Source organism: Xanthomonas cissicola (assembly GCF_008801575.1).
GTDB classification, from domain to species: domain Bacteria; phylum Pseudomonadota; class Gammaproteobacteria; order Xanthomonadales; family Xanthomonadaceae; genus Xanthomonas; species Xanthomonas cissicola.
Genome location: NZ_VZPL01000065.1, coordinates 1 through 24,923 on the forward strand (window position 1 = coordinate 1; position 24,923 = coordinate 24,923).

Here is a 24,923-nt window from a genome sequence, read left to right on the forward strand (position 1 = left end):
CGGCCTGGCCAAAAACACCGCACACGTGCTGACCTTGTTTGCGCTCTCCAATCTGTGGATGAAGCGAAAGCAGTTGCTGCCGGCTATGGGGAGCGTGCGCCTGTAAACCAGGAAATTCCCACGGAAAGCGCCAGAAATGGCGAAATTCCAAAGATTCAAACGCCACTCTTCGGAACGACGCGACATCCCGCACTCTCAGGCCTCGTTATTCAGACCTTCCCTAGCCGCGCGCATCCTCGCTATCGTCGCGCCCGCGCCAGGCACGCTGCCCGCGCGGCGGCTCAGCTGGCGGGTGAGGCGCCCAGGTATTGGTCCTTGAGCCGCACGTAATGTTGCGCGGAGTAATGCAGGCTTTCGATTTCCTTGTCGCTGAGCGTGCGCGCCAAACGTGCAGGATTGCCCAGCCACAACTCGGCTTCGCCGACCACCTTGCCCGGGCCGACCACCGCACCGGCACCGACGAAGCCATAGCGCCTGACGGTGGCGCCATCGAGCACGCAGGCGCCCATGCCGATCAGGCACAGGTCTTCGATGGTGCAGGCATGCAGGATGGTGCCGTGGCCGACGGTGACGTCCTCGCCGATTACGGTGGGGTAGCCGGCCTTGTTGAACGGGCTGTGGTGGCTGACGTGAATGATGGTGCCGTCCTGCACGTTGGTGCGCGCGCCGATCTGCACATGATTGACGTCCCCGCGAATCACGGTGCCCGGCCAGACCGAGACGTCATCGCCCAGGCTCACCTTGCCGATGATGGTGCAGGCAGGATCGACGTAAACGCGGGCACCCAGCTGCGGGGTGTGGTCCAGGAAGGAGCGAATCGGTGTCACGGCATCTCCGTCAGGTCAGCGTGCCGCCCACTGCGGACACGCTGCGGATGATACCTGCGCTGCGGTTGCCGCTGCGGCAGCGGCAATGCGCTGAAGCAACGAACACCCGGATGCAATACGTGTGAGGTCATTGGCAGACGTGGCCGGGTGGGGCAACGTCCAATGGATTGTGTCGTGCCGGCGGATATTCCAAAAGCCGCGGACAGCACGTCACGCGATGCATCGGAGGACATCGCAGCGCTGGCCAAGCGCGTTGGCGCATTTCCGATAAGCGCACAGCGCTGCGGTCATTCGTCTTGAACCGGGTGTGCAATCGGCTAGCGTGTGCAGTCGGTCGCGACCGACTGCGCATCGGTGATTGCACGCATCGCTGCCCCGCCGCGCAGCCGGCCTTGCACACTGCGCCGTTCAACGCGACTGCAGCGCCTTCGGGCCTATCCTTTCTCGCACTACAGGGCATGCCAATGCGTCAGCACACTGCATCGTTTGGGCACTTCGTGCTGGAGCGCATGACACCGTTTCAGTGGAGGGCCGTGGCGGTGTGCGTGTTGCTGACGATGCTCGACGGCTTCGATGTGATGGCGATGGCGTTCACCGCACCGCACGTGTCGGCGGATTGGCAGCTGTCGGGTAAGCTGCTGGGCATGCTGTTCAGCGCGGGCCTGATCGGCATGGCGCTTGGCGCACTGGGGTTGGCGCCGTTGGCAGACCGCATCGGCCGTCGCGCGCTGACGCTGGCATGTCTGGCGATCCTGACCATCGGCATGGGCATGTCCGCACTGGCCAGCACTGCATGGCAGCTCGGGGCGCTGCGGCTCCTGACCGGTCTGGGGATCGGCGGTATGTTGGCCTGCGTTGCGGTCACGGCAGGGGAGTTTTCCAGCCCCCGTTGGCGCAACACTGCCATCGTGCTGCAGGTGACCGGCTACCCGGTCGGTGCCACGCTGGGTGGCATGATTGCCGAACTGTTGATGCAGCAATGGTCGTGGCCCGCGGTGTTCGTCCTCGGGGCGGTGGCATCGTTGCTGTGTGTGCCGTTGGTGCTTGCATTCCTGCCCGAGTCGCTGGAGTTCCTGATCATGCGCCGGCCACCCGATGCCCTCGCGCGCTTCAACGCCGTGCTGGCCCGGATGGGGCTGCCGCCGCACGACGCATTGCCGCCGCTACCGCCGCAGTCTGCCACGCAGCCACAAGGCTATTCGGCCCTGTTTGACGTTGCCATGCGGCGGCACACGCTGCTGATCGCGCTTGGCTTTTTCTCGCTGATGTTTGCGTTTTACTTCGTGATCAGCTGGACGCCGAAGCTGCTGGTGACCGCTGGCTCGTCGGCCACGGAGGGCGTCACGGGCGGGGTGCTGTTGAATCTTGGAGGCATCTGCGGCGGCTTGCTGTTCAGTGGGTTGGCATCGTGCGTGCGGCTGTCGCGCCTGACGGTCGGATCCCTGTTGCTGATGGGCCTGGCGATGCTGGCCTCCGGCCTGTGCAGTACGCAGTTGAGCTGGGCGCTCGCCGTCGCCTTGCTCACCGGGGCAGCGATGTTCGCTGCGGTGGGCGGCATGTACGCCATTGTGCCGATCGTCTTCAACGCTGCGGTGCGCTCGACTGCGCTGGGCTGGGCGATCGGGGTGGGGCGCTTCGGTGCGATCTTGTCGCCGTTCTGTGCCGGGACGTTGCTGGACGCCGGATGGTCGCCGGCCATGTTGTATCTGGCCTGCAGCGTGCCGTTGCTGTTCGCCGTCGTCGCCGTGCTGGGGATGCGGCTGCCGAACCGCTGAGCGGCCCGCCCACAGCCGCGTCCGGCGTCACCTCCAGGCCTTCCGTCGATCCGGTCGCGCGCCAACGAAATCGTGCTGTGTGCCGATAACACCGCAGACCGCCAAGTCGTGGCGGGCTTTCCCTGGACATTGTGCAGACCAGCGCCGGCATGCTCAGAACCATCGACTCAGATCAACTCCGCCCCGGCATGTATGTCTACAAGCTGCTGGGCGCTTGGGTGCACCATCCGTTCTGGAAGACATCGTTTCTGGTCGATTCCGACGATGTGGAGAAGATCCATGACAGCCGCATCGAGCAGCTGGTAATCGACACCGCGCGCGGGCTCGATGTGGAGGCGCCCATCACCTCTGGCGCGTCCGCCGAACCGGGCGTGCCGCCGAGCCCGGCGCCTGCCCCGGCTCCGGCAGCGCCCGAACCGCCGGAGCCTGCTGCCACGTCCCGTAGCGTGCGCACCAACAGCGTGACCGCCCAGGTCGGCATCGAAGCGGAGGTGGTGCGCGCGCGGCGCATCTTCGAAGACGGCCGCGACATGGTCGAGGCGATGTTCCGCGATGTGCGGCTGGGGCGCACCGTCGACACAGAAGCGGCCATGCCGCTGGTGGAAGCCATCAACGACTCGGTGCTCCGGCATCCGCAGGCCTTGATCAGCGTGGCGCGGCTCAAGACCGCCGACGACTACACCTATCTGCATTCGATGGCCGTGGCCGGGCTGATGAGCGGTTTGGCGCGCCAGCTCGGCCTGCCCGAATCGCAGGTGGTGGAAGCGGCGATGGGCGGCCTGCTGCACGACATGGGCAAGGCGGTGACACCGTTGGAAATTCTGAACAAGCCCGGCCGGCTCACCAACGAAGAGATGGAGGTCATGCGCAAGCATCCGCTGGATGGGCATCGGCTGCTGGTGGCCGGCGGCGTGCAGAACGCGGTGGTGCTGGAAATCGCGTTGCATCACCACGAAAAGATGGATGGCAGCGGCTACCCGAATCAATTGGTGGGCGAGAATATTTCGTTGATGTCGCGGATGGGCGCGGTCTGCGATGTCTACGATGCCATCAGTTCGGACCGGCCTTACAAACGCGGTTGGGATCCGGCCGAATCGCTCAAGCAAATGGCGTCCTGGAAGGGCCATTTCGATCCGGTGGTGTTCCAGGCCTTCGTGCGCCGGCTGGGGATTTATCCGGTCGGCTCGCTGGTGCGGCTGGAGTCGCAAAAACTTGCGGTGGTCATCGAACAGACGCCCGATGCACTGCTCAAGCCCAGGGTGCGCGTGTTCTATTCGGCCAAGCTGCGCAGCCACGTGTTGGTGCAGGACATCGACCTGTCGCGTCCGGACTGCCATGACCGCATTGCGCAGATGGAAAGTCCTGCCGAATGGGGCTTCCGCGATCTGGAAAAGCTCTGGCTGCCCTGAGCGGGCTGCACAGGCGTTGAGCCGATGGCCTTCGCTGCAATGCGCGCGGTGCGTCATGCGCGCCGATCACCGTGACACCACCTGCACAGGTAGCGCCCAGCCCATGCGATGCGCTTGCGGTCCTGGCCGCGCCCGCGGCCGCTAAGCCCGCGGGCGCTCCTGCTAGCGAACGCGACCATGCTGCGCTGCAGCTTGGCAAGGTAGTTATGATCAATAACTATTATGGAACGCAATCACTTGCCGACCGGAATCATGTCTCAGCCTTGCCCGGATCACCACCGCCCCCCATCAGCCGCAGCGCTGGCCCGCCGCTGCAAGCTGCGTGCGTGGCAGGGCGTCGGGGCTGACATGCCCACGGCGCGCGCATCAGCAGCGTGCCTGTCCACATCGGCGGGCCCGGTGGCGTCTACAATGCGATGCACGCCGTGGATCGGCGTTGCGGATGCGGCGCTTTGCGCGTACCGGTCCGCCCGCTGCCTTCGTCGCGAGAACCGCCATGCCCGTCACCGCCCTTGCTACGCCCTTGCCCGATGCCGTCACCACGGTGGATCAGGCGCGGCTGCTGCGGTTGCTGGGGTATCGCATCACCCGCACCGAATTGATGGTGCGGCGGATGTTCCAGGAGTGCGTGGCCGCGTTCGACCTCAAGCCGGTCGACTTCTCGCTGCTGATGCTGGTGGATGGCAACCCGGGCATCAACCAGCGCCAGATCGGCGATGTGCTGCACGTGTCGCCGCCGAATCTGGCGATCGTGGTGGCCAGGCTGGTCAAGCGTCGCTTGCTGCGGCAGGTGCGTGGTCGGCAGGACCGGCGCATGCAGCACCTTTCGCTCACCGCGGCCGGTGCCGCGCTCCTGGCCGCCGCCGAGGCCGAAGTACTGCGCATGGAACAGCAACTCAGTGCCGTACTCGGTTCCAGCGAAGCCCCGTTGTTGCGCGCCCTGGACCGTCTGGACCGTCTGGACACGCCGTAACCCGCCTCCGTCGGCGGCCCGCCGCCCGGCAGCGATTCTCAACGAACGTTTCCACTGCACGTGCTGTGCGTAGCGCGGGGCGCGCGCTTGCCTGACGTTTGTGATGTGGCACGCACCGCTGTTCCTTTCCAACGCTGGAGATCCCTGCAGTGATTCGATCATCGGTGATGCGTGGCGCGGGTGTGGCAGCAGGCTGGCGGCTGCGCGCGTTGCTCTGCCTGGCGGCAGGCCTGGCAGCGGGCGCGGCGCCTGCGCAAAGTGCGCCACAGAGCGCGGCGCTGACCAATGGCATCAACACCGGGGGCACCAGTTTCCTGGATGGCTTTACCAGCACCACGCCCGGCTTGGCGGTCGTCACCTATCTGCGGCACAACGCGCTGGATGCCATCAAGGACGCACGTGGCAACGATATCCCGGTGTTCGACAATCCGCGGATCGATTCCACCGTGTTGCTGACCCAGTTCGCTTACGTCACGCCCTATCAGGTATTCGGCGGCTCGCTCGGCATCACTGCGCTGGTGCCGCTGGTCAATCTGGATGCCTCTTTCGGCCGCAGCAGCATTGCCACGCTACGCGACAATGGCGCCGGCGTGGGTGATGTGACGTTCGGACCGTATCTGCAAATGCCGCCGGTGATACGCAACGGGCGACCGGTGTTCTCGCAGCGGTTCGAATTCGACGCCGTGGCACCGATTGGCAAGTACGACGGCAATCGCGATCTCAACCAAAGCTCCGGTTATTGGTCGCTCATTCCAAGCTACGCATTCACGGTACTGCCCACACCCAATTGGGAAGTCAGCGCACGCATCAACTACATCTACAACTTTCGCAGCGAGCGCCGTCCGAATTTGCCGCCAGGCTTCGACTTCCGCAATGGTCAGGCAGGCGATGCGGGATGGATCAATTTCGCCACCTCCTGGGAAGTGGCACCGAAGCTGCGGCTGGGCATCAATGCCTATTACCTGACCCAGTTCCGCGACAACCGCACCAACGACCAGCGCGTGCCGGACAGCCGTCAGCGCGCGTTCTATGCAGGGCCGGGTGGCGTGTGGCGCTTTGATGCGAAAAACATCCTGTTCGCCAACGTCTATCTACCGGTGGAGGTCATGAATGCCGCGTCCGGCAACAACGTCAATTTCGAGTATGTCCATGTGTTCTAGCGCCGGCACGGCTGGCTCCTTTGGAGGATGGCGATGAATTTGCAGAACAAGACGATCGTGGTGACCGGCGTGGCGTCGGGCATTGGCGCGGAGGTCGCACGGCTGGCACGGTTTCATGGCGCCAGGGTGATCGGGGTCGATCGCACGCCCGTGCAGATGACCCTGCACGGCTTTCATCAGGCCGATCTTGGCGACCCGGCGTCCATCGATGCCCTGGTGAAGGCGTTGCCGAACCAGATCGATGCGTTGGCGAATATTGCCGGCGTGCCCGGCACCGCGCCGCTGGATGTGGTGGCGCGAGTGAACTATCTGGGCTTGCGCCATCTGACCCAGGGGCTGCTGCCGCGCATCGTGTCGGGCGGTTCCATCATCAATGTGGCCTCGATCCTGGGCGCCGAATGGCCGCAGCGTCTGGACCTGCACAAGCAGCTGGCGGCAACCGACAGCTTCGAAAGCGGCAGCGCGTGGCTGGCGGCGCATCCGGTGGCGCACGACACCTGCTACCAATACTTCAAAGAGGCCTTGATCGTGTGGACCTTGCTGCAATCGCGGCCCTGGTTCGCCGACCACGGCGTGCGCGTGAACAACGTATCTCCGGGCCCGGTGTTTACCCCAATCCTGGGCGATTTTGCTGCCATGCTCGGCGAGGAACGCGTCAAGGCAGACGCCAAGCGCATGACCCGCCCGGCGTATGCCGATGAAGTAGCCGAGGGCATCGTGTTTCTCGCATCCGACGCAGCCCGCTGGATCAACGGCATCACCCTGCCGATCGATGGCGGGCTGGCTTCCACAACGCTGTAATCCCCACACGTTTTTTAGCAGGAGGCTAGACCATGAATGCTCTTACCAGCGCAACAGCCGCTGCGACCGACACGCCCGCATGGCATGGCTGCATCTTCAATGGCGACTGGGTTCCCGGTCGTGGTGGCAGCCTGCCCATCCACGAGCCGGCAACCGGCGCCTTGCTGCATGAAGTCGGCAAGGCCGACCTGTCCGATCTCGCCGCTGCCATCGCACAGGCCAAGCAGGCACAGCGTGCCTGGTCCGCAACGCCGCCGCGCGAGCGCGCGGCCGTCTTTCATCGTGCTGCGCAGGCGATGCAGGCGCGCAGTGCCGAAGCCGCGTTGCTGATTGCGCGCGAAACCGGCGGCATCCTGCCCAAGGCGCAGCGCGAGGTGGACGAATCGGTGGTGTTCTACCAGCAGGCTGCCGCAATGCCGTTGCAGGCCAGCGGCCAGATGTTGCCGACATCAGCTGGTCAACTCAGCCTTGCGCGCCGCCTGCCGTTGGGCGTGATTGGGGTGATTTCGCCGTTCAATTTTCCCTTGATTCTGTCGCTGCGCTCGGTGGCGCCGGCGCTGGCGATGGGCAATGCGGTGATCCTCAAGCCGGACCCGCGTACTCCCTACACCGGTGGCGTGATCATCGCGCAGGTGCTGGAACAAGCCGGTCTGCCGAAGGGTCTGCTGCACGTGTTGCACGGCGATGCGCAGCTTGGCCAGGCGCTGGTGGAATCGCCGGATGTCCCGATGATTGCGTTCACCGGCTCCACGGCCGCCGGCCGCCGCATCGGCGAAATCGCCGGACGCCATCTGAAGAAAGTCTCGCTGGAACTGGGTGGCAACAACGCGGTGATCGTGCTTGACGACGCGGATCTGGATAAGGCTGCCTCGGCTGTCGCGTTCGGTGCGTACATGCACCAGGGCCAGATCTGCATGGCGACCGGGCGTGTCCTGGTGCACCGCAGTGTGGCGCAGGCACTGACCCAGCAACTGGCCGAAAAAGCGCGCCATTTACCGGTGGGCGACCCGGTCAGCGGCACCGTGGCACTGGGTCCGATCATCGATCAACGCCAGCTGCAGCGCGTCGTCGACATCGTCAACGATAGCGTCGCAGCCGGCGCGGTCGTGGAGGCCGGCGCCACCCATGAAGGCCTGTTCTATGCGCCAACCGTGTTGTCCAACGTTCGCCCTGGCATGCGCGCGTTCGACGAAGAAGTGTTCGGCCCGGTGATCAACATCACCGTGTTCGACACCGATGATGCAGCTGCCGAGTTGGCCAACCAGGGCGAATACGGGCTGGCGGCAGGCATTCTGTCGGCAGCGGTCTCGCGGGCGCTGGCCCTGGGCGAGAAGTTGCACACCGGCCTGCTGCATATCAACGACCAGACGGTGGCCGACGAGGTCGTCAATCCATTCGGCGGCACCGGTGCGTCGGGCAACGGCACCAGCGTCGGCGGCCCCGCCGATTGGGAGCAGTACACGCATTGGCAATGGCTGACGATCAAGAACGAAGTGCCGCAGTATCCGTTCTGATCGCAATGGCTTGGTGATGGAGTGGCTGGCTCTACCTCTCCATCGTTTGCAGGATGACGGTATGTGCTGAGCCTATTCGCCTTCGTCGTCTGTGTAGGCCTGGCATCGTTTTTCTAGATGCAGGCGGAAGCTTGGTGAGTCGAGCGCGTGGTGCCCTCACCGCTCGCGGGACACGCCGTGAATCCATCCATGGAGGCTCGATGGCGGCATTCATGCCGCCAAGGAGCTTATAGGGACGTATTTGCAGCGTGTCCTGCGATGGCGGGCGCGCAAGGGCCCTGCAGCACGTCTGCAGATCGTCCCCTACCACGCGCACAGCGATTGAGTGAAGCCGTCCTGTTGGTCGCTTCTACTCACCGACTCGAAAGCGCGTCGGCGAGCAACCGGCGTGCCGTGCGAAGTAGCGACTGAAATAGGCAGCGTCGAAAAATCCAAGGCTGGCGGCAATCTGTTGCACGCTCAGGCTGGTGTAACGCAGTGTGCGGCGTGCTTCCAGCATGATCCTGCGCTGCAGCAGCTGCAATGCGGAGGCGCCAGCCAGGCGCTGGCACAATGCGTTGAGATGACCGGGCGTCACCCCAAGTTGATCGGCATAGCGGGAAATCGGCCAGTGGGCGCGATAGTGCTGGTCGATCAAGTCTTGATAAGCGCGCAGATGGCGTAGCGCCGGGTCCGCGTGCGGGCTGATTGCTGCGGCATGCCGGGCGCGCTCCAGTGCCGTACGCGCCATCCAGATGACCAGCTGCGCCGCTGCGGCCTGCGCTGCGACGTCATAGCCGATCGACCGGCGTGCGTGGTCCTGCGCAATGCTGCCAAACAACACATCCAGCCATTTGCGCGCATGCTGGGCGTGCACAACTGCTGGCGCGGTCATGACCTGTTGCAGTAACGGCGCAGCGTTCAGCGCCGTCCTGACCAGCGGCATGCACAGGGTGATGACGTGGCCACGCACTGCCGGGTCGAAGGCAAAGCCATGCACGCAGAGCGGCGGAAGCCACACCACGCTGGCGCGGCGCAGGCGTTGCGTGCGCCCATCCAGCTGCAGCGTGGCCGGCCCGCGTTGCACATAGACCAGCTGCGCTAAATCCTCGTGTCGATGCGGGACGATCTGCCAGTCGTGCAGCCGGCTGCGTGCGGCGATCGACTCCCAATGCAGCAATTCAGCAGCGTCGGCGTGTTGCTCGCCATACAAGCCGAATGCAGGGACTGCGGCAGTGTCGGGAACGGATGTGGCCATCGTCGAAAAGTCCAAGGACTGCACGGAATCATCCCTTCAATGCGGCGCTTTGGCTACCGACACTGCAGGCATCGCCATCCAGGCCAGGAGCAGGGCATGCGAACGCAGGTTGCGATCATCGGCGCCGGACCATCGGGTTTGTTGCTGGGCGAACTGTTGCGGCTCGCCGGCATCGACTGCGTCATCATCGAGCGGCAGACGCCCCAGCATGTGCTGGCGCGCATCCGCGCCGGGGTATTGGAGCAAGGCAGTGTGGAACTGCTGCAGCGGGCCGGCGTCGGCGAGCGGTTGCAGCGCGAGGGCTTGTTGCATCACGGCTTCGAATTATGCCTCGACGGTCAGCGCGAGCGCATCGATCTGCTGCGCGGCTGCGGACGTGGCGTTACGGTCTACGGGCAGACCGAGGTCACCGCCGATCTGATGCACGCGCGCCAACGCAGCGGGGCGCCCACGCATTACAACGCGCAGGATGTGACCCTGTGCGATGTGGAAGGCGCGACGCCCGCCGTGGAGTTCACACAGGACGGCCAGCGCAAACGCCTCCACTGCGACTACATCGTCGGCTGCGATGGTTATCACGGCATCAGCCGTGCCAGCATCCCCGCCGAGCGGCTGCGTCTGTTCGAGCGCGTGTACCCATTCGGTTGGCTCGGTGTGCTGGCCGATACGCCACCCGTGCACGAGGAACTGATCTACGCACGCCACCCGCGTGGGTTTGCACTATGTTCGATGCGCTCGCCCACCCGTACGCGCTATTACATCCAGGTGCCAGCCAGCGCACAGGTGGAGGCCTGGAGCGATCAGGCGTTCTGGGACGAGTTGCGTGCACGGCTCCCGCCTGCGTTGGCGGCGCAACTGGTCACCGGTGCATCGATCGAAAAGAGCATCGCACCGCTGCGCAGTTTCGTTGCCGAGCCGATGCAGTATGGTCGGCTGTTCCTGGCCGGCGATGCTGCGCATATCGTGCCGCCCACCGGCGCCAAGGGGCTGAATCTGGCCCTTGGCGATGTCGGCTTGTTGGCGCAGCTGTTCGAGCGTTGGAAGGCCAGCGGCGATGCTGGTGCGCTGGAACAGTATTCGACATTGGCCTTGCAGCGGGTGTGGAAGGCCGAACGTTTCTCGTGGTGGATGACCACGCTGTTGCACCGTTTCGACGACGAAGACGCATTCACCGCGCGGCTGCACGGAGCGGAGCTGGACTATCTGCTCGGTAGCGAGGCGGGCCGCGTGACGCTGGCGGAAAATTATGCAGGTCTCCCGTTGGCTGCGCTGTCTGATTGATGGGGCATTGGTGATTGCGTAATACCAGCGCCACGTAGCGAGTCCCCATCACTGCGCTCGACTCTATACGGATTCAACGTCGCCTCAGCTCGATAAAAGCGATGCGTGCGCACAACAGCGCGTCCTCACAGACCACCTGAGTGATGCGCGTCAGCCGCACATGCGTCGCTTCCACTGCAGTCATCGCCCGCTCGACCGCAACATCCGGTCCGTCCCGCGCACAGTGCGGCAGTACGCTGGCGGCCCCCACTGGGGTGATGTTTTTCTCACCAACTGTTGCACAAGTATCCAGGTGCATCTCCAGGCGGCTAGCGGGCCGGTGAACGGCACCGGTAGGGTGGCGATGACGCGTTAATGCGGCTGTGCGCACGCGCGCGTCTTCCCCCGCTCAACGGACACGTTGCCGGCATCCCCGCTGAGCGCAATGCCACTCTCCACCCAGGAGTACTCCATGAAGAAGTTGCTCTCCCGTACCTTGTTGCTGGTCATGCTGGTCGCGCCAATGGCTGCGTTCGCGCAGACTGCGGTGACGGCCAATCCCAATCATCAGAAGATGCTGCTCGGCAGCACCTGGTATGAAACTGCAAACAAGCGGTTGGTCTACGATTTCTGGCGCACCGTGTTCGAAGCTGGTCAGGTGCAGTACGCGCCGATGTACATGGACAAGAACTACATCCAGCACAATCCGAACGTGGCCAATGGGCGCGATGCGTTTATCGCCTTCCTGACCGCATTCGTGAAGCCGACGCCGGTGCAGCCGCGGGTGCAACTGCCACTGGTCGCCATCACGGCCGATGGCGATCTGGTCACCCTGGTGTCGGTGCGCACCTTGCCCAACCCCAATAAGCCCGGCACCACCTACACCACTACCTGGTTCGACATGTTCCGGATCGAAAAGGGCCTGATCAAGGAACATTGGGACCCGGACACCATCGCCGGCCGTGCCAGCACCGGCGGCCAGTAACCGCTGCTGCACACCAGGCTGCGTTGCGTAGCCCTGCAGTTTTCTATGCGTATGGTCAATCAATATAAGCGCCCACCTCACGGTGGGCGCTGTCGTATCGGGGCACCAGTGTCAGCTGATGCGGAACCCCATCGTCGCTTCCACTGCTTGCTGCCAGCCGGCGTACAGGGCTTGGCGCTTGTCGTCGGCCATGGCCGGTTCGAAGCGGCGATCCACTGCCCATTGCTTGGCGATTTCTTCGCGGCTGCTCCAGAACCCGGTTGCCAGCCCGGCCAGGTACGCCGCACCCAGTGCAGTGGTTTCGGCCACCTCCGGGCGGAGTACTGGCACATTGAGGATGTCGCTCTGGAACTGCGCCATGAAGTCGTTGGCGATGGCACCGCCGTCGGCACGCAGCTCTTTCAGTTCGATGCCGGAATCGCTCTGCATTGCGGTAAGAACATCGCGGGTCTGGTAGGCCATCGATTCGACTGCCGCACGCACGAAGTGTTCCTTGGTGGTGCCACGCGTCAACCCGAACACGGCGCCGCGAATGTCGCTGCGCCAGTACGGCGCGCCCAGGCCAACGAAGGCCGGCACGATGTACACGCCATCGTTGTCGCCGGCACGCTCGGCGTAGGCCTGCGAGTCGCTGGCCTTGCCCAGCATGCGCAAGCCGTCGCGCAGCCACTGCACCACCGAGCCGGCAACGAAGATCGCGCCTTCCAATGCGTATTCGACCTTGCCGTCGATGCCCCAGGCAATCGTGGTCAACAAGCCAGCCTTGGATGCCACCGCCTTGTCGCCGGTGTTCATCAGCATGAAACAGCCGGTGCCGTAGGTGTTTTTCGCCATGCCCGGCTCGAAACAGGCCTGGCCGAACAACGCGGCCTGCTGGTCGCCGGCGATGCCAGCGATGGGTACCTGTTCGCCGTAAAAATACTGAGTCTGGGTCATGCCATACACCTCGCTGGACGAACGCACTTCCGGCAGCATCTGCGCGGTGACGTCCAACATCGCCAGCAGTTCAGCATCCCACTGAAGCGTGTGGATGTTGAACATCATGGTGCGCGAGGCATTGGTGTAGTCGGTGACGTGTACCTTGCCGCCGGTGAGATTCCAGATCAGCCAGCTGTCAATGGTGCCGAACGCCAGTTCGCCTTTCTGCGCGCGTTCGCGCGCGCCTTCGACATGGTCGAGAATCCACTTGACCTTGGTACCGGAAAAGTATGCATCGATCAGCAAACCGGTCTTGTCGCGCACCATCTGCTCATGCCCGGCTTCCTTGAGCTGGGCGCAGATGTCCTTGGTCTGCCGCGATTGCCACACGATGGCGTTGTAGATCGGCTGGCCGGTGGCCTTGTCCCACACCACTGCGGTTTCTCGCTGGTTGGTGATACCGATCCCGGCGATCGCGCGCGCATCGATCTGCGCGTTGTTGAGCAGCTCGGTGATGGTGGTATAGACGCTGGTCATGATCTCGCGCGGGTTGTGTTCCACCCAGCCCGGCTGCGGGAAGATCTGGCCGAATTCGCGCTGCGCCACGCCGGCCACCTTGCCCTGGCGGTCGAACAACATCGCGCGTGAGCTGGTGGTGCCTTGATCGATCGCAAGGACGTACTGCTTTTCCATCGAAGATTCCTCGAACAATGCCGGCGGTGGCGCACGGCGAGAAAGGTCGGTGCAGGCGGGTGACGACGCGTGGCCAATAGGGGCTGGCCACAGGTGACCTCACCCACTTTCAGAGTGATTGTTGGCTTGGCGCAGCACCATCACAGCGGATCGAGCGGCTTGGGCCCGCCCTGCAGATGGCGCACCCGCGCCGGCAGGAACGGCAGGATCAGCCACTGGTAAGCCAGCGCGCCGATCGGACCACCGATCAACGGGCCAACGATCGGGATCCACCAATAATTGTCCTTGGCCGGCAAGGCGGCCTCGCCCCAACCGGCGAAGTACGCGAACAGGCGCGGTCCGAAATCGCGTGCCGGGTTCATCGCCCAGGCTTCCAGATAGCCCATCGACGCGCCCAGCGTGGCGACCAACAAGCCGATCATCAACGCGCCGGAGTTGGCAGTCGGTGCGGCCTCGTTGAACTGCTCGGTGATGGCGAAGATGCCGAAGATCAGGAACGCCGTGATGATGATCTGATCGACCAGCGCATGCATCGGCGTCACCGCCAGCCCCGGTGCGGTGAAGAACACGCCCGCCGCGCCACCAGCCTCACGCGTGAGTTGATGCAGCTGGTTGAAGTGATCGATTACCGGCCCATACAGCTGATAGACGGTGGCTGCGCCCAGGAACGCGCCGATGACCTGGGCAACCCAGTAGGGGAGCACCTTCTTCCAGGAAAAGCCGCGGAACAGCGCCAGCGCCAGCGTGACCGCCGGATTGGCGTGGGTGCCGGACACCGAGCCCGTGACGTAGATCGCCAGCGTCACCGCCAAGCCCCAGGCGATACACACGCCCCAATAGGCGTTTTGATAGGGGCTGGGGTCGTACAGGATGTACATCGCCGCCACCGAATCGCCGAGCGCGATGATGATGAACATTGCGACCGCTTCGGAGATCAACTCACCCACGAGTTGCCGGCTCATGCGTGCATGCCCGCAAGGTCAATGATGCGGATAACAGCGTGCAGCGCGCTTGCTCGCGCGCAGCGGTGGTTGGTGATGCTCATCTGGGGTGCCTCCACGTGACTCAGGTGATGCTGGCTGAAGCGCCGGAATACGCTGCCGGGCGACCCGTCCTCGCCGGCAACGCGGTGTGTTCAAGCAGAAACGACGTCGCGTTGCCGGATCGACTGCGTCTGCAGATAGTCTTCCAGGCGCTGCCGTCCGGCCGCATCAATCCGCAGGCCGAGCTTGCTGCGCCGCCACAGGATATCGTCGGCCGCCGCCGCCCATTCGTGTTGGCGCAGGTAATCCACCTCGGCCTGATACAGGTCCGCGCCGAAGTGCGTGCCCAGATCGGCCAGGCTCTGCGCATCGCCAAGCAGGTGTTCGGCGCAGGTGCCATAGTTGCGCACCAGCCGCTGCGCGGTCGCTGCCGGTAGCCAGGGGCGCGCGCGGCCGACGCGTTCCAGCAGGCTGGCGATATCGCGCTGCTCGCCGCCTGGTAATGCCTCGCCACGCGCGGTCCACGCAGGCTTGCGTGCGCCCAGCGCGTGGGTAAGCCGGTCCACTGCCTCTTCGGCGAGCTTGCGATAGGTGGTCAGCTTGCCGCCGAACACGTTGAGCAACGGCGCGCCCTCGGTGACCACTTCCAGCTGGTAATCGCGGGTCACTTCGGCTGCGTTGTCTTCGGCATCGTCCAGCAATGGCCGCACGCCGCTGTAATTCCACACCACATCGGCGGGGGAGATCTGCTGCTGGAAATACAGGTTCACCGCATCGCACAGGTATTGCACTTCGGCCGCATCGATCTTCGGCGCGGCGGGGTCGGCTTCGTAGTCCACGTCGGTGGTGCCGATCAAGGTGAAGTCGTGCTCGTAGGGGATGGCGAACACGATGCGCCGGTCCGGTTGCTGGAAGATGTACGCATGGTCGTGATCGAACAACTTGGGCACCACGATGTGGCTGCCCTTGACCAGCCGCAATGCATGTTCGTGCGGCACCGAGGCCACGGTGTCCAGGAACGACACCGCCCACGGGCCGGCCGCATTGGCGAGCGCACGCGCCTGCACGGTGCGGCGGCGGCCCTGGCGGTCTTCGAGCTCGGCATACCAGAAGCCCGCATCGCGCCAGGCACCGACACAGCGCGTGCGGGTGTGGATCTTGGCACCGCGCCTGGCGGCGTCCATCGCGTTGAGCACCACCAGTCGCGCGTCCTGCACCCACGCATCCGAATACACGAAGCCGGTGCGCAGCGACTCCTGCAGCGGCGCACCGACCGGGTGCGTCCGCAGCGACAGCCGGCGCGAGCGCGGCAGGCTGCGCTTGCTGCCGCCCAGATGGTCGTACAGGAACAGCCCGGCGCGGATCATCCATGCCGGGCGCAGGTGCGGTTGGTGGGGCAGCAGGAAGCGCAACGGCCAGATGATGTGCGGGGCCAGCCGCAGCAACACTTCGCGCTCGGCCAGTGCTTTGCCGACCAAGGCGAATTCGTACTGCTCCAGGTAGCGCAGGCCGCCGTGAATGAGTTTGGTACTGGCGCTGCTGGTGTGCGCAGCCAGGTCGTCCTGCTCGCACAGGCACACCGACAGACCGCGCCCGGCCGCATCACGGGCAATGCCCACCCCGTTGATGCCGCCGCCGATTATCAGAAGATCGTACATCTCGCCCATCGGTGCCTCCGTCAGGGTGCGCCGATGAGCGAACCCAAGTTGTCATGTTCGAACATATTCGAACATCGAACCTTGCGGAGACGTGAAGATGTCCGTGGCCTGTGCCAACAGCGGTCGCCACGCAGATCGGCTATGGGAAAGCAGGTTTATATATAGCGGACCTATCAGGCACAGTGGCTTTTGGCAGCTGACACGTAAAAACGCTCAAAAACGAACATGGGCCTCAATCGGTTCCGTCCGCGTCTGCCAGGTGCACCCGGGTGCCGGCCTCGGCCAGCACGCTCGCCAACTCCTGCGGCGGCGGCCGGTCGGTAAACCAGTCGTGCACCTGCGCGATGGCGCCCAGCCGCACCATGGCGTTGCGACCGAACTTGCTGTGATCGGCGGCCAGCAGCACGTGTCGCGAGTGTTCGATGATGGCCTGCGCCACGCGCACTTCCTGGTAATCGAAATCCAGCAGGGTGCCGTCCAGATCGATACCGGAAATGCCGATCACCCCGAAGTCCACCTTGAACTGGCGGATCAGCTCCACCGTCGCCTCGCCGGTCACCCCCTGGTCGCGCCCGCGCACCACGCCACCGGCCACGATCACCTCGAAGCTGGGGTTGGCGCTGAGCATCACCGCCACGTTGAGGTTGTTGGTGATCACCCGGAGTCCGCGGTGCTGCAGCAACGCGCGTGCGACTTCTTCGTTGGTGGTGCCCAGGTTGATGAACAGCGAGGCATCGTCGGGAATGAAGCGCGCGACACGTGCGGCGATGTGCTGCTTTTCGCGGGCCTGCAGTGCCTTGCGTGCGGTGTAGGCCAGATTCTCCACGCTGGAGGGCATGCTGACGCCGCCGTGATAGCGGCGCAGCACGCCGGCATCGCAGAGCAAGGTCAGATCGCGGCGGATGGTCTGCGGCGTCACCTCGAAGCGTGTGGCCAAACCTTCGACCTCGGCAAAGCCCTGCTGCCGCACCAGCGCCACCAATTGCTCCTGACGCGGGTTCAAGGCCGGCGCCGGGACAGTCCTGTAGTGAGTCGACTCCATGCGCAGATGATCGCGCATGCGCGTGAGGATGCAAAACACGCGCGCGTGCGTGCCGCCAGCGGTGACCGCCCGATGGCGAGCACCGGCCTGACACAGCGCCGCCTGCCGCGATCGAGCCTGCGCGCCTGGGCCGCGTACGGCGTAGGCTCGGCAAGCGCGCAGAGAGATCGCTGCCGGCCGTCTGCGCCCGGGGAGAGCGCCAATCACCGCATGGCAAGCCATGCGCAACGACACGCCGTCAGCCAGAGGCCGACGGGGGCGCCTGCAGCTCGCGCCGGAGCAACCGGATACCGTGGAGCGCCCCAGGGCGCGATGGGATTTACCGGTAACGCTTCATCGCGCCCGGGTGCGCTCCTACGAACGGGCGGGATCTGGGATTCAGCGCCGCCGTGCTCACCCATGCAGGCGATTGAAGATCGGCACGCCGCAGCGGTAGTGTAGGAGCCGCACATGCCGGGTCCAGACATCCGCCGCGCCGTCGCCCCGACGAGTGCATCCGGCCGGATGCGGACTCAGCCCAGCTCGCTGCGATAACCGGTGTCGATGCTGATGCTGCCGCCTACCGCACGCGACACGCAGGCACAGAGCTTGCGATTCTCCCGGCGCTGCTCGTCGCTGAGGAACACGTCGCGGTGATCGATATCGGCGGAGCTGTCCAGCACCTCCACTGCACACAGGCCGCATTCGCCACGGCGACACTCGGCGATCAGCTCCACCCCGGCATCGGCCAATGCGTCCAGCATCGATTCGTTTTCAGCTACCGGCACTTCCAGGCCCAGCCCCGGCAACTTCACCACGAACGCCTGCGCAGGCACCCGCCCGCTATTGCCGAAGGTTTCGAAGTGCAGGCGCGCACGCGGCCGGCCGGCGGCGTGCCAGTGCTGGCGCACCGCTTCAAGCATGCCTAGCGGCCCGCACACATACACCTCGGCATTGGGCGACAGGCGCGCCAGTTCGGCAGCCAGATCCGGCGGGCCGGCGCTGTCATCGCATTGCAATTGCAAACGTTCGCCCAGCAGTGCTTCCAGCGTGTCGACATACGCCATCGCGCTGCGCGAGCGGCCGGCGTACAGCAGACGAAACGCGCGATGGCGACGCGCCAGCCGCTGCGCCATGCCGATGATGGGTGTAATGCCGATACCGCCGGCGATCAGCAGGATTTCCTCGCCGCTTTCATCCAGCGCGAAGTTGTTGCTGGGCGGCGACATCTCCACCACATCGCCCGGCGCAAGCGTCCACATATGCAACGAGCCGCCGCGGCTGTCGGGCATCTGCCGCACTGCGATCTGGTAGTAGCCATCGGCGCGCGGTTCGCCCACCAACGAATACGAGCGCATATCGTCGCGACCATGCAACTGCACACGGAAATCCACATGGCTGCCCACCTCGAAGCTGCGCGCGGCGCTGCCGGGATCGAGCACGATTTCGCGCACGCCCGGGCAGGCATCGGCAATGCTGACGACGCGGGCGCGATGCCACTGGGTGTCTTTACGCATGAAGGGCTCCAGGCAATGAGGTCTGCCGGCAGGCGCCAGCTGTGACGGCGCTGCAATGCGTCGCCGTGATCGATGACATGGCTGGCCGCACGCGAAGTGCTCAGCCCACCATGCGCAGCGACAGGTCCTGCGCGCGTTGTTCCTGCGCGATCAGGCGGTCGATCACACGCCGCGCCCACATGCCGCCGGCATCGACGTTGAGGTTGTAGAAGGTGTGATCCGGGTGCGCGTCGATGGCGCGTTGTTGCGCTTCCAGCACCGCTTCGTCTTCGCCGAATACTCCTGTCACACCTGCGCGGGTGAGCGTGGTCAGCGACTGGTCGTGCAACGCGTAGTTGCGCATGAACGCCCAGAAGTAATGGCAGGTGGTGTCGGTCTCGGGAGTGATGGTGTTGAGCACGTAGCCGTTGACGCCCTGGCTGCGATCGCCTTCTGGCGCACCGGTGCCGGTGATGGCCACGCCCACATCGATGGCGATGGTGGAGGGCGCCTCGAAACGGATGATCTGCCAGCGATCGACCTTGCCGCGGTAGTCCAGATGGCGGGCGATTTGGCTGGCCCAGAACGGTGGCGGGTCGATATTGCGCATCCAGCGCGACACGACGACGCTGCGATCGCCATGCACCACATCGAACGGCGCTTCGGCCACCTCGTCCTGCCCGATGCTGGAGCCGTGCACGAAGGTCTCGTGGGTCAGGTCCATCAGGTTGTCCAGCACCAGCCGGTAGTCGCACTTGGCATGGATGGTGTGGCCGTCGCCGGCCCAGGCCGGGTCGTGCGACCAGTGCAGATCGGGAATCAGGCGCGTATCGGCCTTGGCCGGGTCGCCCGGCCAGATCCACACGTAGCGGTGCTTTTCGGCAACCGGGAAGCTGCGCACGCAGGCCGAGGGATTGATGGTGTCCTGCGAGGGCATGTGCACGCAGCGCCCCTGTGTGTTGTAGACCAGCCCGTGATAGCCGCACACCACATCGTCGCCGCGCAGCTTGCCCATCGATAAGGGCACCAGCCTATGCCAGCACGCGTCTTCGAGCGCGACCACCGCACCGGCGGTGGTGCGGTAGACCACCACGTCCAGGTTGCAGAGCTTGCGCGGGCTGAGCACGTGCTTGATCTCATGGTCCCAGGCAACGGCGTACCACGCGTTGAGGGGAAACAGCGGCTTGGACTGCGACATGACCGTGACTCCTGGGTGTGTAGGCAACCTGGATGCGACGCGGCTTGCGCCGGCCTGGAGCTAGTTGGCGCGCAATCGCAACGCTGGCGTCTGCTTGCGAGCGAAGTTATGTATACACCGGAGACAATGTGAGAGCGTTACGCACCTGCCAAAATTGTGCGAATATCGATTTGAATCACCGATTATCGGATTGACCGCTTCGCCGGCCGCGCCTACCGTGACCCCACGCTCGCTGTGCTGGAAGGGAACGCAATGGCCGAAATCGTCGCTCTCGCGGATGCGGTGTCGCAGCTGATCGCCGATGGCGATTGTGTGGCGATGGAAGGCTTCACCCACCTGATTCCGCATGCGGCCGGGCACGAGGTCATTCGCCAGCGCAAGCGCGCGCTGCGCCTGGTGCGCATGACTCCCGACCTGATCTACGACCAGTTGATCGGCGCCGGTTGCGCTGCGGCGCTGCGGTTTTCCTGGGGCGGCAATCCCGGCGTCGGTTCGTTGCACCGGCTGCGCGATGCGGTGGAACACGCCTGGCCGCAGCCGCTGCAGATTCGCGAACACAGCCACGCCGATATGGCCAATGCCTATGTGGCCGGTGCGTCGGGGCTGCCGTTTGCAGTGCTGCGTGGGTATGTCGGCTCGGATCTGCCGCGCGTCAACGACAGCATCAAGTTCCTGCAGTGCCCGTATACCGGCCAAACGCTGGCCACCACGCCGGCAGTCAATCCCGATGTCACCGTGATCCACGCCCAGCGGGCCGACCGCCGCGGCAACGTATTGCTCTGGGGTATTCTGGGCGTGCAGAAGGAAGCCGCATTGGCAGCGCGCAAGGTGATCGTGACGGTGGAAGAGATCGTCGACAGCCTCGACGCGCCGCCCAATGCCTGCATCCTGCCGCGCTGGGTCGTCGATGCGGTGTGCGTTGTTCCCGGTGGCGCGGCGCCCTCGTATGCGCATGGCTATTACGCGCGCGACAATCGCTTCTATCTGGCCTGGGATGCGATCGCGCGCGACCGTGCACGCTTCGATGCCTGGATCCAGGCGCATATTCTCGACACCGACGATTTCGCCGGTTTTCAGCGCGTGTATGCGCAGTCGCAGCAGCAGGTGGCCGCATGAGCGCCTACAGCACCAACGAGATGATGACGGTAGCCGCCGCGCGTCGCTTGCCAGACGGCGCGGTGTGTTTCGTCGGTATAGGCTTGCCGTCCACTGCCGCGAATCTGGCACGGCTTACGCATGCGCCCGACGTCACCTTGATCTACGAATCCGGCCCGATCGGTGCGCGCCCGCAGGTATTGCCATTATCCATCGGCGACGGCGAGCTGGCAGAAACTGCCGACACCGTCGTCTCCACGCCAGAGATCTTCCGCTACTGGCTGCAAGGCGGGCGCGTGGATGTGGGCTTTCTGGGCGCGGCGCAGATCGATCGGCACGCCAACCTCAATACCACCGTGATTGGCTCCTACGATGCGCCGAAAACGCGCTTGCCCGGCGCCGGTGGCGCGCCGGAGATTGCGGCCAGCGCCAGGCAGGTGTTCATCATCATGCGCCAGTCCGAACGCAGCTTCGTTTCGAGGTTGGACTTCATCACCACGGTCGGGCATCTGGACGGTGGCGATGCGCGCGCGCGCGCCGGCCTCCCCGGCGCCGGTCCCACCGTGGTCGTCACCGACCTGTGCGTGATGGAGCCCGATCCCGTGACCCGCGAACTCACCGTCACCTCGCTGCACCCTGGCACCACGCGCGAGCAGGTCAGCGCGGCGACCGGGTGGCCGATCCGGTTCGCCGCCGACCTTGCACACACCACGCCGCCCCGTGCCGCCGAGCTGGACGCCTTGCGCGCGCTGCAGGCACGCACCGATGCAGCGCATGGTGCCCAGGCAACGGGAGCCCAGGCATGAATGAGGTCTATCTGATCGATGGCATTCGCACGCCGATCGGCCGTTACGCTGGCGCCTTGTCCAGCGTACGCGCCGACGACCTGGGCGCAGTGCCGATCGCCGCATTGCTGGCGCGGCAATCGCAGCTGGAGCCAGCTGCAATCGACGATGTATACCTGGGCTGCGCCAACCAGGCCGGCGAAGACAATCGCAATGTCGCGCGTATGAGCCTGTTGCTGGCCGGCTTGCCGCCTTCGGTGCCGGGCAGCACGCTCAATCGTCTGTGCGGCTCCGGGTTGGACGCGATCGGCACGGTGGCGCGCAGCATTCGTGCCGGCGAACTGGATCTTGCCATTGCCGGTGGGGTCGAATCGATGTCGCGCGCGCCGTGGGTGCTGGGCAAGGCCGACAGCGCCTTCGCCCGCACCCAGCAACTGGAAGACACCACCATGGGCTGGCGCTTCATCAATCCGCGCCTGCAGGCCGTCTATGGCACCGAATTGATGGGTGAGACGGCAGAAAACGTGGCGCAGCGGTACGCCATCGCGCGCGAGGACCAGGACGCGTTCGCACTGCGCAGCCAGCAACGCGTGGCGGCGGCGCAGGCAGCCGGTTTCTTCGATGCGGAAATCGCCCCGGTGGCCGTGGCCGGGCGCAAGGGCGGCGATGCCTCCACCGTCGAACACGACGAAGCGCCGCGGCCTAATACCACCGCCGAGATGCTGGCCAAGCTCAAGCCGGTGTTCCGCCAGCCCGGCACCGTCACGGCCGGCAACGCCTCCGGTCTCAACGATGGCGCCGCCGCCTTGCTGCTGGCCTCTGCGCAGGCCGTGCAGACCCATCGGCTGACGCCGCGCGCGCGGGTATTGGGGTTCGCCTCGGCGGGCGTGGAGCCGGCGTACATGGGCATCGGCCCGGTGCCGGCCGCCCAGCGCCTGATGGCGCGCTTGCACCTGCGCATCGCGCAGTTCGACGCGATCGAACTCAATGAAGCCTTCGCTGCGCAGGCGCTGGCCTGCACGCGCGCATTCGGCCTGGCCGACGATGCCGCACACGTCAATGCCAACGGTGGCGCCATTGCGCTCGGGCATCCGCTCGGCATGAGCGGCGCGCGGCTGGCGCTGACCTTGCTGCGGCAGCTGGAGGCGGGCAACGGGCGATTCGGGCTGGCCAGCATGTGCATCGGGGTAGGGCAGGGCGTGGCGCTGGCGATCGAGCGCCTGTGAACCTGCTGTTGCAACCTCCCTCGTCCTTCCCTCGCACCTATGTCGTTCTAGTCGTCTTGCTGCCGACGGAGATTTCAAGATGCGCGATCCCACCACCGACCAACCTGCCATCGCCGACCCGCTGCTCGGTTATCGCCGCAGCCTGCCCGGTACGCAGCCGGCGTACCTGCATCCGGCATACGCCTCCACCACGCTGCGCGGGCCCACGCGTGATCCGATCGACTTGCCGGTCACGTTGTCGGAAGTCACCGGCCCGCGGCTGGATCGGCTCACGCTGGGCGCGCACGCGGCCGATCTCACTGCAGGGTTTGGCGGCGCGCCGCTGGGTGAGCGCATCATCGTCTCCGGCCGCGTGCTCGACGAAAACGGCAGGCCGGTCCGCAACAGCGTGGTAGAAGTGTGGCAATGCAACGCGGCTGGTCGCTACCAGCACGCTGGCGATCAGCACGATGCACCGCTGGACCCGAACTTCCGCGGCACCGGCCAGGTGCTGACCGATGAGCGCGGCCGCTACAGTTTCAAGACCATCAAGCCCGGCGCGTATCCGTGGCGCAATCACTACAACGCCTGGCGGCCAGCGCACATCCATTTTTCGTTGCACGGCGATGGCATCGGGCAGCGGCTGGTCACCCAGATGTATTTCCCCGGCGACCCGCTGCTGGCGCACGACCCCATCTTCAACTGTGTCGACGATGCGCTGGCGCGCGAGCGCATGGTGTCCAGTTTCGACTGGGAAAATGCGGTCAGCGAATACGCCTTGGCGTATCGCTTCGACATCGTCTTGCGCGGTCGCAAGCAAACGGTCTGGGAGTGACACGATGAGCCTGCATGCAACGCCGTCGCAAACCGTCGGCCCGTACTACCGGCTCGGGTTGGAGGCGCTGTATCGCCAGCAGATCGCACCTGCGCACGCCGCGGGCACGCATGTGCAGATCAGCGGTCGCATCGTCGATGGCGCCGGCGCGCCGGTGGCCGATGCGGTGCTGGAAGTGTGGCAAGCCGACGCTAGCGGCATCTATGCGCATGCGGCCGACGGTCGCTGCGAGGCGCACGACCCCAGCTTCGACGGGTGGGGTCGGGTGCCCACCGATGCGCGCGGGCGTTTTTCCTTCAGCACCATCAAGCCGGGCAGGGTGGCGGGCCCGGACGGCAAGCAGCAGGCGGCGCATCTGACGGTGCTGGTCTTCATGCGCGGCCTGTTGCGCGGGGTGTCGACGCGGCTGTATTTCGCCGACGACCCGCAGCTGGGCAGCGACCCGATCCTGGCGCTGGTGCCGGCCGAGCGGCGCGCCACCTTGCTGGCCCAGCCGCATCCAGGCGGTGCCTATGTGTGGGACATCCACATGCAGGGCGACGCGGAAACGGTGTTCTTTCGCTATTGATCCGCATGCCGACGTTGAAACGCCGTATGCGTGCGGGGACAGCGCTGCATGCTGCCGGCGCGCTGCGGCGTCAACAGCGCCAGAGGCGCCGCCGCACAAGCGCCGACTGCCGCAAACCGCCAAGGTGTCTCCGGCGGCAAGCAATGCGCCGTGCAGCTCACGCACACATATCAAGAACAGCGCTCGTGGCAGGCAAGCGAACACGCGCACTCGCGTGCATGCACCGCAAGCACGCGTGACCTCATCCACATCACCCCGGCAGTGCCAGGCGCGCCGCATGCATTGCCCTTTAGTCTAGGGCCTGTTAACACTAATGGCCCGAGCGATTAAACTATTGGGCATGGAGATCACGCCAGCACAATTTTCTCTGATCGAACACTGCCTGCCGGCGCAGCGCGGCAATGTCAGCATGACCAACCTGCAAGTGGTCAACGCCATCCTTTACGTTGCCGAGCATGGCTGCAAATGGCGCGGCCTACCCAAGCGCTTTGGCAACTGGCATACGGTCTACACACGCATGAACCGTT

The 24,923-nt window shown here is 65.0% G+C and carries 23 protein-coding genes and 2 pseudogenes; 15 read left to right on the forward strand and 10 right to left on the reverse strand.

The features are described 5' to 3' along the window. Positions 1-106: pseudogene (locus F7R02_RS19910) on the forward strand (IS5/IS1182 family transposase); the annotation flags it as partial. Positions 107-281: 175 nt separating this feature from the next. Here F7R02_RS19910 and F7R02_RS19920 read toward each other — a convergent pair. Next, the gene (locus tag F7R02_RS19920) at positions 282-827 is read right to left on the reverse strand and encodes a gamma carbonic anhydrase family protein (protein ID WP_003485643.1); all 546 of its coding nucleotides are present in this window, start codon (positions 825-827) and stop codon (positions 282-284) included. Further along, positions 824-1,050 (reverse strand): annotated as a pseudogene (locus F7R02_RS19925) (hypothetical protein). The gene F7R02_RS19920 and the pseudogene F7R02_RS19925 overlap by 4 nt, the downstream one beginning before the upstream one ends. A gap of 241 nt (positions 1,051-1,291) precedes the next feature. On the opposite strand from F7R02_RS19925, the gene F7R02_RS19930 reads away from it, so the two are divergent. From F7R02_RS19930 to F7R02_RS19960, 6 genes are all read left to right on the forward strand, one after another. Continuing rightward, positions 1,292-2,602: an MFS transporter gene (locus tag F7R02_RS19930; RefSeq protein ID WP_078591256.1), complete on the forward strand. Its 1,311-nt coding sequence runs from the start codon at positions 1,292-1,294 to the stop codon at positions 2,600-2,602. Positions 2,603-2,751: 149 nt separating this feature from the next. Further along, positions 2,752-4,011, forward strand: coding sequence for an HD-GYP domain-containing protein (locus F7R02_RS19935; protein ID WP_005912784.1), 1,260 nt, complete (start codon positions 2,752-2,754; stop codon positions 4,009-4,011). A 442-nt stretch (positions 4,012-4,453) separates the two neighbouring features. Continuing rightward, a complete protein-coding gene (locus F7R02_RS19945; RefSeq protein ID WP_015462784.1) occupies positions 4,454-4,984 on the forward strand; it encodes a MarR family winged helix-turn-helix transcriptional regulator in 531 nt (176 codons plus the stop codon). Positions 4,985-5,151: 167 nt separating this feature from the next. Next, positions 5,152-6,144, forward strand: a complete 993-nt coding sequence (locus F7R02_RS19950; protein ID WP_078591255.1) for a SphA family protein — start codon at positions 5,152-5,154, stop codon at positions 6,142-6,144. A gap of 33 nt (positions 6,145-6,177) precedes the next feature. Beyond that, positions 6,178-6,945, forward strand: a complete 768-nt coding sequence (locus F7R02_RS19955) for a coniferyl-alcohol dehydrogenase (protein ID WP_005912778.1) — start codon at positions 6,178-6,180, stop codon at positions 6,943-6,945. A 32-nt stretch (positions 6,946-6,977) separates the two neighbouring features. Then, positions 6,978-8,459: a benzaldehyde dehydrogenase gene (locus F7R02_RS19960; protein WP_078591254.1), complete on the forward strand. Its 1,482-nt coding sequence runs from the start codon at positions 6,978-6,980 to the stop codon at positions 8,457-8,459. Between the two features lie 349 nt (positions 8,460-8,808). On the opposite strand, the gene F7R02_RS19965 is transcribed toward F7R02_RS19960, so the two are convergent. Next, a complete protein-coding gene (locus tag F7R02_RS19965) occupies positions 8,809-9,696 on the reverse strand; it encodes a helix-turn-helix domain-containing protein (RefSeq protein ID WP_003485653.1) in 888 nt (295 codons plus the stop codon). 96 nt (positions 9,697-9,792) lie between these two features. Here F7R02_RS19965 and pobA point away from each other — a divergent pair, with 96 nt between their 5' ends. Continuing rightward, positions 9,793-10,977, forward strand: a complete 1,185-nt coding sequence (gene pobA / locus F7R02_RS19970) for a 4-hydroxybenzoate 3-monooxygenase (protein WP_078591253.1) — start codon at positions 9,793-9,795, stop codon at positions 10,975-10,977. Positions 10,978-11,050: 73 nt separating this feature from the next. Here the strand turns inward: pobA and F7R02_RS19975 are convergent, their stop codons facing one another. After that, positions 11,051-11,275, reverse strand: a complete 225-nt coding sequence (locus F7R02_RS19975) for a hypothetical protein (RefSeq protein WP_131453031.1) — start codon at positions 11,273-11,275, stop codon at positions 11,051-11,053. Between the two features lie 153 nt (positions 11,276-11,428). On the opposite strand from F7R02_RS19975, the gene F7R02_RS19980 reads away from it, so the two are divergent. Further along, entirely contained in the window at positions 11,429-11,941 is a 513-nt protein-coding gene (locus F7R02_RS19980; RefSeq protein WP_005912773.1) for a nuclear transport factor 2 family protein, read from the forward strand. A gap of 111 nt (positions 11,942-12,052) precedes the next feature. Here the strand turns inward: F7R02_RS19980 and glpK are convergent, their stop codons facing one another. The 6 genes from glpK to F7R02_RS20015 all read right to left on the reverse strand — a co-directional run bounded on the left by glpK (position 12,053) and on the right by F7R02_RS20015 (position 19,908). Next, a complete protein-coding gene (glpK, locus tag F7R02_RS19985) occupies positions 12,053-13,552 on the reverse strand; it encodes a glycerol kinase GlpK (protein WP_078591257.1) in 1,500 nt (499 codons plus the stop codon). 140 nt (positions 13,553-13,692) lie between these two features. Next, positions 13,693-14,514, reverse strand: a complete 822-nt coding sequence (locus F7R02_RS19990) for an MIP/aquaporin family protein (protein ID WP_078591252.1) — start codon at positions 14,512-14,514, stop codon at positions 13,693-13,695. A gap of 173 nt (positions 14,515-14,687) precedes the next feature. Next, positions 14,688-16,202 (reverse strand): glycerol-3-phosphate dehydrogenase, encoded by a 1,515-nt coding sequence (gene glpD / locus F7R02_RS19995; RefSeq protein WP_078591251.1) that lies wholly within the window; start codon positions 16,200-16,202, stop codon positions 14,688-14,690. Between the two features lie 223 nt (positions 16,203-16,425). Further along, positions 16,426-17,253, reverse strand: a complete 828-nt coding sequence (locus F7R02_RS20000; protein ID WP_003485664.1) for a DeoR/GlpR family DNA-binding transcription regulator — start codon at positions 17,251-17,253, stop codon at positions 16,426-16,428. 494 nt (positions 17,254-17,747) lie between these two features. After that, on the reverse strand, positions 17,748-18,731 hold the full coding sequence (locus F7R02_RS20010; RefSeq protein WP_039577799.1) for a PDR/VanB family oxidoreductase: 984 nt from the start codon (positions 18,729-18,731) through the stop codon (positions 17,748-17,750). Positions 18,732-18,831: 100 nt separating this feature from the next. Further along, a complete protein-coding gene (locus tag F7R02_RS20015) occupies positions 18,832-19,908 on the reverse strand; it encodes an aromatic ring-hydroxylating dioxygenase subunit alpha (protein WP_078591250.1) in 1,077 nt (358 codons plus the stop codon). A 252-nt stretch (positions 19,909-20,160) separates the two neighbouring features. Here F7R02_RS20015 and F7R02_RS20020 point away from each other — a divergent pair, with 252 nt between their 5' ends. From F7R02_RS20020 to F7R02_RS20045, 6 genes are all read left to right on the forward strand, one after another. Then, positions 20,161-21,024, forward strand: coding sequence for a CoA transferase subunit A (locus F7R02_RS20020; protein WP_005912762.1), 864 nt, complete (start codon positions 20,161-20,163; stop codon positions 21,022-21,024). Further along, the gene (locus tag F7R02_RS20025; RefSeq protein WP_003485671.1) at positions 21,021-21,809 is read left to right on the forward strand and encodes a CoA-transferase subunit beta; all 789 of its coding nucleotides are present in this window, start codon (positions 21,021-21,023) and stop codon (positions 21,807-21,809) included. The genes F7R02_RS20020 and F7R02_RS20025 overlap by 4 nt, the downstream gene beginning before the upstream one ends. After that, entirely contained in the window at positions 21,806-23,014 is a 1,209-nt protein-coding gene (gene pcaF, locus F7R02_RS20030) for a 3-oxoadipyl-CoA thiolase (RefSeq protein ID WP_078591249.1), read from the forward strand. The genes F7R02_RS20025 and pcaF overlap by 4 nt, the downstream gene beginning before the upstream one ends. Positions 23,015-23,093: 79 nt before the next feature. Further along, positions 23,094-23,828 carry a protocatechuate 3,4-dioxygenase subunit beta gene (gene pcaH / locus F7R02_RS20035; RefSeq protein WP_003485674.1) on the forward strand — a complete coding sequence of 245 codons (735 nt, stop codon included), beginning with the start codon at positions 23,094-23,096 and terminating at the stop codon, positions 23,826-23,828. A gap of 4 nt (positions 23,829-23,832) precedes the next feature. Continuing rightward, complete coding sequence (gene pcaG, locus F7R02_RS20040) at positions 23,833-24,396, forward strand: protocatechuate 3,4-dioxygenase subunit alpha (RefSeq protein ID WP_078518381.1); 564 nt, start codon at positions 23,833-23,835, stop codon at positions 24,394-24,396. Positions 24,397-24,736: 340 nt separating this feature from the next. Beyond that, positions 24,737-24,923 (forward strand): transposase (locus F7R02_RS20045; protein ID WP_151210039.1); only part of this gene is annotated, 187 nt, incomplete at its 3' end.